This window comes from Brevundimonas sp. VNH65, assembly GCF_049445955.1.
Taxonomy (GTDB): domain Bacteria; phylum Pseudomonadota; class Alphaproteobacteria; order Caulobacterales; family Caulobacteraceae; genus Brevundimonas.
Genome location: NZ_JBMSDX010000005.1, coordinates 39,273 through 52,250, shown reverse-complemented (window position 1 = coordinate 52,250; position 12,978 = coordinate 39,273). Strand labels below are relative to the sequence as shown.

Here is a 12,978-nt window from a genome sequence, read left to right as displayed (position 1 = left end):
GGCGACGACCGTGCGGCCGTCGAAACCTGACGCCGCCTATCCCCGCCCGCGATACGTCGGCACGCCCTGATCCGGCAGCCACAGCCCCTCCAGCGGCGCCCCGGTCTGCCAGAAGACATCGATGGGAATGCCGCCCCGAGGATACCAGTATCCGCCGATCCGCAGCCATTTCGGCTCCAGCAGATCGACCAGCTTCCTGCCGATGGCCACGGTGCAATCCTCGTGAAAGGCGCCGTGATTGCGGAAACTCGTCAAATAAAGCTTCAGGCTTTTGGATTCGACCAGCCAGTCGCCCGGCGCATAGTCGATGACGATATGGGCGAAGTCGGGCTGGCCAGTGACCGGGCACAGGCTGGTGAACTCCGGCGCCGTGAACCGGGCCAGATACAGGGTGTCCGCGTGCGGATTCGGCACGCGTTCCAGCACGGCGCTTTCGGGGTCGGTCGGGGCTGCGGTCTGGACGCCGAGTTGGCTAAGACCGGAAACGTCTGTGGTCATGGCGATCGCCTAACATATCGCCCGCCCGCGTGCGAACGGCCTGCTGCACAGGATGATTGCCTTCCCCCACGACAGGCCGCTATCCGTAGCGAAACAAAACGTCCTCGACCGTTTGCGGCGGGGACACCGAGGAGACGAACGCTGTGGCCATTCCCGCTTCCCTGCAATCCGGTCTCAAGCTGCCTGTGATCGAGGCGCCGATGTTTCTGGTCTCAGGGCCGGACCTGGTCGTCGAATGCTGCAACAACGGGGTGATCGGCACCTTCCCCTCGTTGAACGCCCGGACCACCGAGGGCTATCGGGACTGGCTGGTCGAGATCAAATCGCGCCTGAACCCCGACGCCGCCGCCTTCGGCGTCAATCACATCGTCCACCCCACCAACCCGCGATTGATGGCCGACATGATGGTGTCGGTCGAGCACAAGGTGCCGCTGATCATCACCTCGCTCGGCGCCGTACGCGACGTCGTCGATGCGGTTCACGGTTACGGCGGCGTCGTCTTCCATGACATCGCCAATGTCCGACATGCGAGGAAGGCGGCCGAAAGCGGCGTGGACGGCCTGATCCTGGTCGCCAACGGCGCGGGCGGCCATGCCGGGATCGTCAATCCGTTCGCCCTGATCAATGAGGTGCGCGAGTTCTTCGACGGAACGATCATCCTGTCGGGCTGTCTCTCCACCGGCCAGGATGTCGCCGCCGCCCTGATGATGGGCGCCGACTTCGCCTACATGGGCACCCGCTTCATCAACACGACCGAGGCCATGGCGCCGGACGCCTACAAGACCATGATCATCGAAAGCGGCGCCACCGACATCGTCCACACGCCGGCCGTCTCGGGCATTCCGGCCAACTTCATGACCAAGTCGCTGCAGGAGAACGGCATCGATCCGAAGACCCTGCCCGAGCACAAGCTGGACATGGGCGATGAAGCCAAGGCCTGGAAAACCGTCTGGTCAGCGGGCCAGGGCGCCGGCGCGGTCCATGACGTCCTGCCCGCCGCCCAGCTGATCCAACGCCTCCGCGACGAATATACGCAGGCCACGGATCAATTCGCGAAGAAATCAATCGTGCGCTAAGTCACCGCGCGCCTTTCGCGCGTTGGTGACCGCATGACTCGTTTTACACCCGCCCGTTTCACATTCGGCCTCCTGTCCGCCGTGGCCGTCCTGGCCCTGAGCCCGGGCCAGTCTTCGGCCGCTCAGGCGACATCCAGCCCGTGGGCGTTTGAGATCGGAGCGGCCACCGACAATCGGTCAAAGGACGTCTCGAAATCGGCCGGCGATCCGTACGCCTGGGGGGCCGCGACCTGGAGCTCGGACGCCGGCTTCTATGCAGGCCCCGCCTTCGAGACCATCCGCGCCTCGAACGGTTCGCGGGTCGAACTTGCGGTCTTCGGCGGCTGGGCCTCCGAGGTGATGGGCTACGAGGTCGATCTGAATGCGGAACACAAATGGCAGGTCGACGCCGATGCGGCTTCTGACGACGCGGCCTGGGAGTTCACGGCCGACATCTCCCGCGCCATCGGCCCGGTAGAGGCACGGCTGCGGCTCCAGCATTCGCCGGACGGCACAGGCTCCACGCGCGCCTGGACCTGGGTGTCCGGCCGTGTCGGTTGGGAGCTCTCCCCTCGCCTGTCGACTTCCGCCGAGGTCGGACGGCGCGAACAGAACGGCGGCGTCGACTACACCGGCTGGAACCTGGGGATGACGTGGGCGGCGGCGCGGGGGATCGACCTCGATCTGCGCTGGCATGACAACGACGCCGACGCCACGGGCGAGCAGTATGACGGCGCCCTCGTCGCCAGCGTCAGCTACGCCTTCTAGCCCGCGCCGGACCGGGTAAACCTTAATCAACGAGTCCTGTGCTTTGATTGCGGGGTGGGGCCCGCATGTTGATCCGTAGCCTTTTTCGTAGCGTGGCCGCCGTGGGCGCGGCGCTCCTGACGCTTGTCGCCGCGCCGGCGACCATGGCGGCAGGGCCTGCCGTACGCGACCCCGACGCCCTGACACGCTTTGTTGAACAACGGGCCGCCTCGACCGACTTCGCCAAGCTGGAGTTGTTCGGCGAACAGGCTCGAAACCGCGCGGACCGCGAAGGCCTCAATCGGCTCTACCATGTCACCTGGACCCTCCTGAACCAGGGCGACTTTGAAAAGGCCGCCTTGTGGAACAACCGGCTGGACGCCGCCGCCAGACGGCTGGGCGATCTCCGCTACCAGAAGATCGCACACCTGAACGTCCTGACCATTCGCTATGACACCGGCGACACCTCGGCCGCTGTCGAAATGCGCCGTATGTCCGACACCGATCCGGACTGGTTCGTCGGCGCCCACGCCGTCCGACTGGCGGCCCTGGCCCTCATGGACGAGGACGAGATCGGCGAGGGCCTGCGGCTCCTGACCGAGTTCGAAGCGCGAATTCCGGCTGACGCCCCCTATGCCGCCACGGCGCGCGCGGGTATCTGGGAAGTGGCCGGCGTCGGCCTGATGAAGCTGAATGACCTGGGCGGCGCGGCGGCGGCCTTTCACAGGTTCGAGGTCGAGTTCTCGAATCCCGCCTACCCGCGACCGGATTTCGACAGCATCTACAACCTGACGCGGATGGCGGTGCAGTTGGGCGATCACGCCCAGGCCCGCCGCCTCTATGAAGCCCACCATCGGCTTTCGGTTCGGGCGGGTCTGGAAAGCCTCCTGGCCTATGACGCCAACCTCTGCGTGATGACGGCGGAGGGTCGCCAGGACTGGCCCGGCGTCCTGAACTGCCTGAAGCCTTACGCCGCGGACCTCGGCGCGGCGGATTTCCTCGCGACCCACCTGCTGCCGGCGCGGGCGATCGCCCTGGCGCGAACCGGCCGGGTCGCGGAGGCCCAGCGCGATCTGTCCGAAATCCGCCGCCGCGTCGCCGCGGGCGAATTCCGTGAGGAAGGTCCGTCTGAAATTCCTCACGTCGAAGCCGAACTGATGTTCGCCACCGGCCGGGCGCGCGAGGCCTTCGACCTGCTTCAGGACTACCGCCTGGCGCAGGACGTCTACGACACCCGCCGCTTCAGCGCCGGCATCGCCCAGGTCACCGGCGACATGCAGGAAAAACTGGACGAGCGCCGCCTTCAACTGCAGACGGCCGGATCGAACGCGCGGTTGCAGAAGGTCGTGATCGACAGCCAGCGTTGGCTGGTGGCGGTCGTGGCCCTGTTCCTGCTGACCGCGCTCGGCGCCCTGGTCTGGCTGGCGTGGCAGGCCGGCCGCCTGCGCGAGGCCCGCGCCCGCGCCGAGACGGCGAACCGCGCCAAGAGCGAGTTTCTGGCGAACATGAGCCATGAGATCCGCACGCCGCTGAACGGCGTCGTGGCCATGGCCGACGCCCTCGGCCGCGATGCCCTGCCGCCGCGACAGCGGGAGATGATCGAGATCATCCGGTCCTCGGGTGAAACCCTGGAACGCCTGCTCTCCGACATTCTCGACAGCGCCAAGATCGAGTCGGGTCAGCTGTCGCTGGAATCCGCCCCCTTCGCTCTCCGTCAGACCATCAGCGACATCGGCGCCCTGTGGCGCGCGAGGGCCGAGGACAAGGGCCTGCTGCTGCATGTCGACATCGACCCCGCCCTGCCCGGCTTCGTCCAGGGCGACATCGTCCGGGTGCGTCAGGTCATCGGCAATCTGGTGTCCAACGCCGTCAAGTTCACGGGCGCAGGTGAAGTCCGTCTGGCCGTCACCGTAGAGCCCGACGATCGCGTCCTGATCACCGTGTCCGACACCGGCGTCGGCTTCGACGAGGCGCAGATGTCGCGCCTGTTCACCCGCTTCCAGCAGGCGGACGGCTCCATCACCCGTCAGTTCGGCGGCACCGGCCTCGGCCTGGCCATCTCGCGTGATCTGGTCGAGCGGATGGGCGGCGAGATGGGCTGCGCCAGCCGTCCGGGCGAAGGCGCCCGCTTCTGGGTCCGCCTGCCCCTCCCGCCCGTGGAGATCGTGCCCGACATCCCCGACGCGACGTCAGCGGAAGCCTCGACATCAGAACCCCAGGGCGAGCTCCGCATCCTTCTCGCCGACGACCACCCGGCCAATCGCAAGGTCGTGGAGGTTCTGCTGTCCGTCGCCGAGGTCGAACTGGTCTCGGTCGAAGACGGCCAGCAGGCGGTTGACGCTTACCGCAAGGAGCGGTTCGACCTCGTCCTGATGGACATGCAGATGCCCGTTCTGGACGGCCTCAGCGCGACGCGCGCCATTCGCGCCCTGGAGCAGGATCTCGGCCTGCCGCGCACGCCGCTGCTCATGCTGACCGCCAACGCCATGGCCGAACATGTCGCCGCCGGCGCGGAGGCCGGCGCGGACGGGCATCTGTCGAAGCCGGTCACATCCGACCGCCTGTTCGCCGCCATCGAGACCGCCCTCAGCGGACGCGTCGACCCGACGGAACCCGGCTCCGACACCCAGGCCGCCTGACGCGGGCTGGTCAGCCCAGCGCCTGATCCAGGTCGGCGATCAGGTCCTCGACGTCTTCCACGCCGACCGACAGACGGATCAGGTTGTCGGTGACCCCGCCTGCCTCGCGCACCTCTTTCGGCACGCTGGCGTGGGTCATGATGGCCGGATGGTTGACCAGGCTCTCCACCCCGCCCAGCGACTCCGCCAGGGTGAAGACCTGCACCCGTTCCAGCACCCGCTTCGTCTGATCCAGGTCGCCGTCGATCACCACTGACACCATGCCGCCGAAGGCGCGCATCTGGCGCGCCGCCAGCTCGTGCTGGGGGTGGCTGATCAGGCCGGGATAGATCACGCGGGCGACACCCTTCCGATCTTCCAGCCAGCGGGCGATGGTCAGGGCGTTGTCGCAGTGGGCCTTCATCCGGACGCCCAGGGTCTTCAGCCCGCGATTGACCAGAAAGGCGTCGAACGGCCCCATCACCCCGCCGACCGAGTTCTGCAGAAACTTGATCCGGGTCGCCAGATCGGCGTCACCGGTCACCAGCGCCCCGCCGATCACATCCGAATGGCCGTTCAGATACTTCGTCGCCGAATGCATGACCACGTCGGCGCCCAGGCCCAGCGGCTGCTGACACCAGGGCGTGGCGAAGGTGTTGTCGACGATCAGCAGCAAGCCATGCGCCTTGGCGATCTTCGACAGGGCCGCGATGTCCGCCACCTTCATCAGCGGATTGGTCGGCGTCTCCACCCACAGCAGCCGGGTCTCGGGCGTGATCGCGGCCTCGACCGCGCTCAGGTCGCCCAGATCGACATAGCTGAAATCCAGCCCCATCGACCGCCGCCGCACCCGTTCAAACAGCCGCCACGATCCACCATACAGATCATCGCCCGTGATGATGTGCGACCCGGCGTCCAGCAGCTCCAGCGCCGTGGATGTCGCCGCCATGCCCGAGGCGAAGCCGAACCCGTGCGTCCCGCCTTCCAGGTCCGCCAGACAGGCCTCGAACGCCTCCCGTGTCGGGTTCTTGCCCCGGGCGTACTCATAGCCCTTGTTCACCCCCGGGCTCTCCTGGGCGTAGGTCGAGGTGGCGTAGATCGGCGTCATCACCGCCCCGGTCGTCGGGTCCGGCTTCTGTCCCGCATGGATGGCCCGGGTCGAGAAACCCTGGCTGTTCTTCAGATCGGCCATGGACTTAACGGTTCAGGCTGAGGTGGTTGATCAGGTCGCTGCGCGCGATCAGACCGACGAACTGCTCGCCGTCCAGCACGATGGCCACACGATCCCGGTCGAACAGAGGGATCAGGGCGTCCAGCGGCTCCTTGACCTGAACCGTATCCAGATCGCGGGTCATGGCCGAGGACACCGGCTTGGCGAAGCGTTCCTTCCGCGTGATCTCGTCGGTGTTCATGATGTGGACAATGTCGCTCTCATCCAGGATGCCGACCAGTCGGCCGTCCTGGATCACCGGCAGTTGCGACACATCGGCGCCGCGCATCCGCTTGAAGGCTGTGTCCAGCGTATCCTCCGGCCCGATCGAGATGACGCCGCCGTCGCTGTACTTGCGCGTGATCAGGTCCGACAGGTCGCCATGCAGTTCGCGCTCGGTCAGCCCCTGATCCGCCAGCCAGGCGTCGTTGTAGACCTTGGACAGATATTTCGCGCCGGTGTCGCAAACGAAGGTCACCACCCGCTTCGGCTCGGTCTGTTCCCGGCACCAGCGCAAGGCCGCCGCGATCAGGGTGCCCGACGACGACCCGGCCAGAATGCCCTCCTTGAGCAACAGCTCGCGCGCCGTCGCGATGGCCTCCGCATCCGCAATCGAGATCGCCCGGTCGATCAGGCTCATGTCGGCCGTATCCGGCACGAAGTTCTGGCCGATACCCTCGACGGTGTATCCGCCCTCGGGCCCAGGAACACCGTCATTGACGATGCCCGCCAGGGTCGAGCCGACCGGGTCGGCCAGGATGATCTGCGCCTCCGAGCCGACACTCTTCAGATACTGGGCCACGCCCGTGATGGTGCCGCCAGAGCCGATGCCGGCGACATAGGCGTCGATCTGGCCGTCCAGCTGCGCCCACAGCTCCGGTCCAGTGGTCTTGAAGTGCGCCGCCGCATTGGCGTCATTGGCGAACTGGTTGACGTAGAAGCCGCCGGGAATCTGCTGCGCCAGACGCTCGGCCATGTCGGTGTAGTATTCGGGGTGACCATGCGGCACGTCCGATCGCGTCAGCCGCACATCCGCGCCCATGGCCCGCAGGTGCTGGATCTTCTCCTTCGACATCTTGTCCGGAATGACCAGCAGGATGTTGTAACCCTTCTGCTTTCCGACCAGGGTCAGCGCCAGTCCGGTGTTCCCGGCCGTAGCCTCCACGATCGTCCCGCCCGGCTTCAGCCAGCCCTCGCGTTCGGCGACCTCGATCATCTCCAGCGCGATCCGGTCCTTGATCGATCCGCCGGGGTTCTGGCTCTCCAGCTTCAGGAACAGGCGGCATGGCCCGGTGTCGATGCGGGTCACCTCCACGACCGGCGTCCGGCCGATCAGGTCCAGGGCCGAGCGGCTGGGTCGGGGCAAGGCGGGCGAGGCGGCGGTCATGTCGAGGTCCTGGCGGGGTCGCCCTTCAGGCCGGGCGTGGGCGGAGGCTGGTCGCAGCGTCGGGCGAGGTCAAGTCGCGCAAGATCCTGCCGCCGCGACCACGATTCCGCCGGGTCAGCGGGCTTTCTTTCTCACCCACATCGCGGCGTCGGCCTCGGCCAGCCAGACGTCGGCGTCGGTGTGGCCGCTCCAGGCGCGCACGCCGAACGATCCGCCCAGCGCCACCGTTTGATCGTCCCAGACAAACCCTTCGACCTCCAGCGCCTCGGCCAGCCGGCGCGCCTTGTCCCGCCCCTCCTCCACCCCGGCGTTCAGCAGCAGCAGGGCGAACTCGTCGCCGCCCAGGCGGCCGACCGCGTCCGATTCGCGCACATTGGCCGCCAGCAAACGCCCCACGGCGATCAGGGCGGCGTCTCCCGCCGCATGGCCCAGCCGGTCATTGATCGACTTGAAGCGGTCCATGTCCAGATAGACCAGCACCGCCGGCGACCCATATCGCGCACACCAGGCCATGGTGCGATTGATCGCCGCTACAAAGCCCCGGCGATTCAGCGTCGGCGTCAGAACGTCGTGCTCGGCCGCCGCCTCGGCGGCTTCGGCCCGTGCCTGCAGCGCCGCCACCTCGGCGCGCAGCCGCTCCACCTCGGCCCGCAGCGCCGCCTCATCGCCCGTCGCGTTCGCGGGGGCGTCCGTTGGCGGATCTGCGGCCGCGTCGATCACGAAGGACTCCGGGGAATCGCCCCGAAAACCGCGCCGGGGCCCCCTTATGCTAACGCCGTCGGTTGCGGGCGCAACGCGGGTGCTGTAACCGGCCGCTTTCCCGATGGGACGGGCTTTCAAAGGAGCCTCGCATGGCGACGACGCCTCCAGTCGCGATCATCATGGGCAGCCGTTCGGACTGGCCGACGATGAAGCATGCCGCTGACGCCCTGGACGCCCTGGGCGTGGCCTGGGACGCACGCGTCGTCTCCGCCCATCGCACACCGAAACGCCTGTTCGACTTCGCCTCGGGCGCACGAGCGGCCGGCTTCAAGGTCATCATCGCCGGCGCCGGCGGCGCTGCCCATCTGCCGGGCATGGCTGCGTCCATGACCGAACTGCCGGTGCTCGGCGTCCCGGTCCAGTCCAAGGCGCTGAAAGGCCTCGATTCCCTGCTGTCCATCGTCCAGATGCCCGGCGGCGTCCCCGTCGCCACCCTGGCCATCGGCGAGGCGGGGGCCAAGAACGCCGGCCTGCTGGCGGCCCAGATCCTGGCCTTGTCCGACGCCGTCCTGACCGACCGGCTGACGGCCTGGCGCGACGCCCAGACCGACAGCGTTGCAGAAACGGTCGAGGACTGAGTGACGGCCTCTTCCTTGCCTCCCGGCTCCACCATCGGCGTACTCGGCGGCGGTCAGCTGGGCCGTATGCTCAGCCAGGCCGCGTCCCGCCTCGGCTTCGACGTCATCATCCTCGACCCCGAACCTGACAGCCCGGCCGGTCGCGTGTCGGCGCGCCAGATCATCGCCGCCTATGACGATCCAGAGGCTCTCTCCGAACTCGGCCGGGCCTGCGATGTCGTGACCTTCGAGTTCGAGAACGTCCCCGCCGCCTCGGTCGAACGACTGGAGGCGGCCGGCGCCCGCGTCGCTCCCGGCCCTCTGGCCCTGGCCACGGCCCAGGACCGCGTCGCCGAGAAGTCCTTTCTCAACGGCGCCGAGGCTCCGACCGTCGCCTTCGCGCCCGTCGCGACCCTCGCCGAACTGACCGCGGCGATCGACGCGCTCGGCCTGCCCGCCCTGCTGAAGACGCGTCGCGACGGCTACGACGGCAAGGGACAGGTCTGGATCCGCTCACCCGAAGACGCCGAATCCGCCTTCTCCGCCCTTGGCGGCCGTCCGGCCATACTTGAGGCGGCCGCCGACTTCGTACGCGAGCTTTCGGTCATCGCGGCGCGCGGCCGGGACGGCGCGGTCGCCGTCTACCCCCTCGGCGAGAACCACCATGCGGGCGGCGTCCTGCGCACCACCCTGGCTCCGGCGGAGGTCCCGACCACGACCCAGCGCCGCGCCGAGCAGATCGCCCGATCCATTCTTGGGGGCCTCGACTATGTCGGCGTCATCGGCGTCGAACTGTTCGAAATGGCCGACGGCGCCCTGCTGGTGAACGAGATTGCGCCGCGGGTGCACAACACCGGCCACTGGACCCAGGACGGCTGCGTCTGCGACCAGTTCGAACAGCATGTCCGCGCCGTGGTGGGCTGGCCGCTCGGCCCCACCGACGCCCATGCCCGCATCGAGATGAGCAACCTGCTGGGCGACGAGGTCGATCAGTGGGCGGCGCTCGCCGCAGATCCCGCCGTCCGCGTGCATCTGTACGGAAAGGCCGAAGCTCGCCCGGGCCGCAAGATGGCCCACGTCAACCGCGTGCTGGGCGCGCTCTGACGCCCGACGGCGTCGTTCAGTTCGGCAGATTCACAGCGACAGGGCGGCCCCGCACAGGGCGCCGAGGATCGCCGACATCACGCCGCCGCCGACCGCGATCAGCCAGCGGGTCTCCACATCCGTGAGCGGCTGCGCCGGCATCGGCGCATCAACGATCGGCGTTGCAGCGGACCCTCGCACGAAGGGATGCGGTGGAACCTCGTTCCAATAGGCCGGAGCCGGCGCCCGGCGAAGCGGCGCGAACTCGGGGTTCGACGACGTGGCGTGTAGCGGCAGACTGGTCATGGCCGATTAACGACCTTTGCCCCGGCGCCGTTCCCCGGTGGGCTCCGTCGTTCAGGCTGCGGCCTTGAGGGCTCCGGCCCGCTCCCCGACCAGGAACAGATACTCGACGTTCCTCAGCCGCCCGACGGTCCCCACCTTTTCGCCCTTCGGATTATGAATGCCGATCCGCGCACCGACATAGCGCGGATGGCCGATCTCGATCACCTGGACCGGCCCGCGCGCCGACAGCATCCGCTCCAGCTCCGCCCGGGCCAGATAGCCCTCGTCATTGAAGCTGACGACCAGGTTCGGCGCCCTGACCCGTTCGATCACCGCCTCCAGCGCCGGTCCGATGCCGGGACGTGAATTGAAGGCGCTCTTGCGCGTCCTGACGTCCACCCGCTTGTTCGCCACGCCATAGGTCTCGGGCTTGTCCCACAGGGTCAGGCTTTCCCAGACGTGGTAGTTGCCCAGGTAGGAATGCTGGTTGTACGGCGGGTCCAGATAGACCAGATCGGCCTCGACCTCCCCCGCGATCTCCACCGCATCCGCCCGTGTCGCCCGACCTTCACCCGGCAGCAGGGCCGGCAGCCGCAACTCCAGCGGCTTCAGCGCCCTCGCCGCCCACTGCTTCATATAGGCCATCTGGACCCCGGCGGTGGAATCCACCCGGTCCGCCGCCTCCATCAGACTGACCAGAACGATGGCCTTCAGTTCCGGCTCGAGGTCCATCGCCTCGATCCGCTCGCGAACGGCGTCGATCCGTGCGCCGTTGTCCGGGTGGAAGTAGCGGGCGTCCTCGCAGAAGGCCCGGGTGAACCATCCGGCGTCCGGTCGAACGTCGCGCAGTTCAGCCAGAACGCGCTCGGCCGACGCCGCCCACCGCTCCGCATCCGCCTGGACATAACAGGTCGCCAGGACATGGGCGTAGGCGTTCAGGTCGTTGGACCACACCGAATACCCCTCCGCCTTCAGCGCATGTCCGACCCGGGATGTGCCGGAAAACAGGTCGCAGACACGGCCGCCCTCCGGCAGCAGAAGGCCGACGGCGGCTTTGATGGGATCCAGAAGAGCGCGCTTCGAGCCGAGATATTTGATCATGCGGAGCCTGATTCTCCGCACAGCCTAACCGGTTTGCAGGGGCCGCCGCTATTTCCGCGCGCGGCCCTTCGTCGGCACATGAGCCAGGCGCAGCAGATTGGCCGCCCCCGGCGCGCCGAAAGGCGTCCCGGCCAGGATCAGCACGCGCTGCCCCGGCTCGGCCATCTCGTACTGAACCGCCGACGACAGGGCGTCCTCGGTGACGTCTTCCAGCGAGGCGGGCTCCTTGCCCAGCCGCGTCTCCAGCCCCCAGACCAGGGCCAGGCGCCGCGCCGTCTCGGGTTTGGGCGTCAGGGCCAGGATGGGCTTCAGAGGCCGCTCGCGCGACATCCGCCGCGCCGTGCCGCCCAGGGTGGTGAAGACCACGACACAGGCCGTCGACTGCGCTTCGGCGGCCTTGCGCGCCGCCGCGACCAGGGCGTCGGCGTCGATGTCGTCCATCCCGGCATGTTCGGCGTCCATCAGGCCCGGCCACAGGGGGTCGCCTTCGACCCGCTCCATGATCCGGTTCATGATGCCGACGGCCTCCATCGGATAGGCGCCCGAGGCCGTCTCGGCCGACAGCATCAGGGCGTCCGCCCCCTCATAGACCGCATTGGCCACGTCCGAGGCCTCGGCCCGCGTCGGGGCGGGCGCAGAGGTCATGGATTCCAGCATCTGGGTGGCGACGATGACCGGCACGCCGCGCTGGCGGGCGGCGCGGATGATCTTCTTCTGGGCGACCGGAACCTCTTCGGCGGGCATCTCCACTCCCAGGTCGCCGCGCGCCACCATGACCCCGTCGCAGTAGTCGAGAATGCTCTCCAGATCGGCCATGGCCTGAGGCTTCTCGATCTTGGCCAGACAGGCGGCGCGGCCTTTCACGATCTGCTTCAGCTCGGCCATGTCCTCGGCCTTCTGGACGAAGCTCAGCGCCACCCAGTCCACGCCCAGGCGCAGGGCGAAGTTCAGGTCCTCGCGGTCCTTGGGCGTCAGGGCCGACACCGGGATGATCGCCTCGGGCACGGCCACGCCCTTGCGGTCTGAAAGTTTCGAGCCGCTTTCGACCGTGACGTCGCACCACTCGTCCGTGCGCTCGCCGACCCGCAGCCGCACCCGGCCGTCGTCCAGCAACAGCAGCATGCCCTCGCGCAGGGCCTTGAAGATTTCCGGATGCGGCATCTGCACCCGCGTTTCGTCGCCGGGCGTGGGGTCCAGGTCGAACCGCATCCTGTGGCCCGGCTTGACCTCGATCTCGACGTCCTTGAACCGTCCCAGACGCAGCTTCGGCCCCTGCAGGTCGGCCAGCACGCCCAGCGGCCGTTGCAGGGCGATCTCCGCCCCGCGCACCGCCTTCAGCGCGGCCTCGTGATCGTCATGCGAACCGTGGCTGAAGTTGAGCCGGAAGACGTCCACCCCCGCCTGGGCCAGAGCCTTCACCGTGCCCGGCGCCCGGCTCGCCGGTCCCAGGGTCGCCACGATGCGCGCGCGCCTGTCACGTTTCATGACCTGTCCCATCTCTCTGCCCGGCCGTCGGCCGACGCGTTTCCCCAGACCGCTTCTGCCAATGAAACGCCGGGATCGTAAGAGCGGTCCCCCAAACGAAACCAGATGTGAGTCCCTGTAACGAAGTCCGCCCGCCCTCTTGACTCCAGGGGGGTCGGGAGCGGCATATGAGAACATATCATGAACATTA

General features: G+C 67.9%; 12 protein-coding genes. 5 read left to right on the top strand and 7 right to left on the bottom strand.

The genetic code is table 11. The features are described from left to right. Positions 1–36: 36 nt before the first annotated feature. Positions 37–498: a preQ(1) synthase gene (queF, locus tag ACO2Q1_RS09900; protein WP_423329343.1), complete on the bottom strand. Its 462-nt coding sequence runs from the start codon at positions 496–498 to the stop codon at positions 37–39. A 143-nt stretch (positions 499–641) separates the two neighbouring features. Here queF and ACO2Q1_RS09895 point away from each other — a divergent pair, with 143 nt between their 5' ends. From ACO2Q1_RS09895 to ACO2Q1_RS09885, 3 genes are all read left to right on the top strand, one after another. Further along, on the top strand, positions 642–1,574 hold the full coding sequence (locus tag ACO2Q1_RS09895; RefSeq protein WP_423329342.1) for an NAD(P)H-dependent flavin oxidoreductase: 933 nt from the start codon (positions 642–644) through the stop codon (positions 1,572–1,574). A 33-nt stretch (positions 1,575–1,607) separates the two neighbouring features. Beyond that, complete coding sequence (locus ACO2Q1_RS09890) at positions 1,608–2,321, top strand: TorF family putative porin (protein WP_423329341.1); 714 nt, start codon at positions 1,608–1,610, stop codon at positions 2,319–2,321. Between the two features lie 65 nt (positions 2,322–2,386). Next, on the top strand, positions 2,387–4,939 hold the full coding sequence (locus ACO2Q1_RS09885; protein WP_423329340.1) for an ATP-binding protein: 2,553 nt from the start codon (positions 2,387–2,389) through the stop codon (positions 4,937–4,939). A 10-nt stretch (positions 4,940–4,949) separates the two neighbouring features. Here ACO2Q1_RS09885 and ACO2Q1_RS09880 read toward each other — a convergent pair whose 3' ends face one another. The 3 genes from ACO2Q1_RS09880 to ACO2Q1_RS09870 form a co-directional block, all read right to left on the bottom strand. Then, positions 4,950–6,110, bottom strand: a complete 1,161-nt coding sequence (locus ACO2Q1_RS09880; protein WP_423329339.1) for a cystathionine gamma-synthase — start codon at positions 6,108–6,110, stop codon at positions 4,950–4,952. A gap of 4 nt (positions 6,111–6,114) precedes the next feature. Further along, on the bottom strand, positions 6,115–7,515 hold the full coding sequence (locus ACO2Q1_RS09875; RefSeq protein ID WP_423329338.1) for a pyridoxal-phosphate dependent enzyme: 1,401 nt from the start codon (positions 7,513–7,515) through the stop codon (positions 6,115–6,117). Positions 7,516–7,629: 114 nt separating this feature from the next. Then, positions 7,630–8,235, bottom strand: a complete 606-nt coding sequence (locus tag ACO2Q1_RS09870) for a GGDEF domain-containing protein (RefSeq protein ID WP_423329337.1) — start codon at positions 8,233–8,235, stop codon at positions 7,630–7,632. Positions 8,236–8,366: 131 nt separating this feature from the next. Here ACO2Q1_RS09870 and purE point away from each other — a divergent pair, with 131 nt between their 5' ends. Next, a complete protein-coding gene (purE, locus tag ACO2Q1_RS09865) occupies positions 8,367–8,855 on the top strand; it encodes a 5-(carboxyamino)imidazole ribonucleotide mutase (RefSeq protein ID WP_423329336.1) in 489 nt (162 codons plus the stop codon). Then, the gene (locus ACO2Q1_RS09860; protein ID WP_423329335.1) at positions 8,856–9,938 is read left to right on the top strand and encodes a 5-(carboxyamino)imidazole ribonucleotide synthase; all 1,083 of its coding nucleotides are present in this window, start codon (positions 8,856–8,858) and stop codon (positions 9,936–9,938) included. It begins immediately after the preceding gene. A gap of 30 nt (positions 9,939–9,968) precedes the next feature. Here the strand turns inward: ACO2Q1_RS09860 and ACO2Q1_RS09855 are convergent, their stop codons facing one another. From ACO2Q1_RS09855 to pyk, 3 genes are read right to left on the bottom strand one after another with little or no spacing between them, the layout of a single operon-like run. Next, entirely contained in the window at positions 9,969–10,223 is a 255-nt protein-coding gene (locus ACO2Q1_RS09855; RefSeq protein WP_423329334.1) for a hypothetical protein, read from the bottom strand. A gap of 51 nt (positions 10,224–10,274) precedes the next feature. Further along, on the bottom strand, positions 10,275–11,303 hold the full coding sequence (locus ACO2Q1_RS09850) for a DNA adenine methylase (protein ID WP_423329333.1): 1,029 nt from the start codon (positions 11,301–11,303) through the stop codon (positions 10,275–10,277). A gap of 48 nt (positions 11,304–11,351) precedes the next feature. After that, positions 11,352–12,788 (bottom strand): pyruvate kinase, encoded by a 1,437-nt coding sequence (pyk, locus tag ACO2Q1_RS09845; protein WP_423329332.1) that lies wholly within the window; start codon positions 12,786–12,788, stop codon positions 11,352–11,354. Between the last annotated feature and the right edge of the window lie 190 nt (positions 12,789–12,978).

What these genes read in the sequence shown, in the direction of transcription:
- queF (WP_423329343.1), bottom strand. Translation starts at nt 498, where the DNA reads ATGACCACAGACGTTTCCGGTCTTAGCCAACTCGGCGTCCAGACCGCA.
- ACO2Q1_RS09890 (WP_423329341.1), top strand. Translation starts at nt 1,608, where the DNA reads ATGACTCGTTTTACACCCGCCCGTTTCACATTCGGCCTCCTGTCCGCC.
- ACO2Q1_RS09850 (WP_423329333.1), bottom strand. Translation starts at nt 11,303, where the DNA reads ATGATCAAATATCTCGGCTCGAAGCGCGCTCTTCTGGATCCCATCAAA.
- ACO2Q1_RS09885 (WP_423329340.1), top strand. Translation starts at nt 2,387, where the DNA reads ATGTTGATCCGTAGCCTTTTTCGTAGCGTGGCCGCCGTGGGCGCGGCG.
- ACO2Q1_RS09880 (WP_423329339.1), bottom strand. Translation starts at nt 6,110, where the DNA reads ATGGCCGATCTGAAGAACAGCCAGGGTTTCTCGACCCGGGCCATCCAT.
- purE (WP_423329336.1), top strand. Translation starts at nt 8,367, where the DNA reads ATGGCGACGACGCCTCCAGTCGCGATCATCATGGGCAGCCGTTCGGAC.
- ACO2Q1_RS09875 (WP_423329338.1), bottom strand. Translation starts at nt 7,515, where the DNA reads ATGACCGCCGCCTCGCCCGCCTTGCCCCGACCCAGCCGCTCGGCCCTG.
- pyk (WP_423329332.1), bottom strand. Translation starts at nt 12,788, where the DNA reads ATGAAACGTGACAGGCGCGCGCGCATCGTGGCGACCCTGGGACCGGCG.
- ACO2Q1_RS09855 (WP_423329334.1), bottom strand. Translation starts at nt 10,223, where the DNA reads ATGACCAGTCTGCCGCTACACGCCACGTCGTCGAACCCCGAGTTCGCG.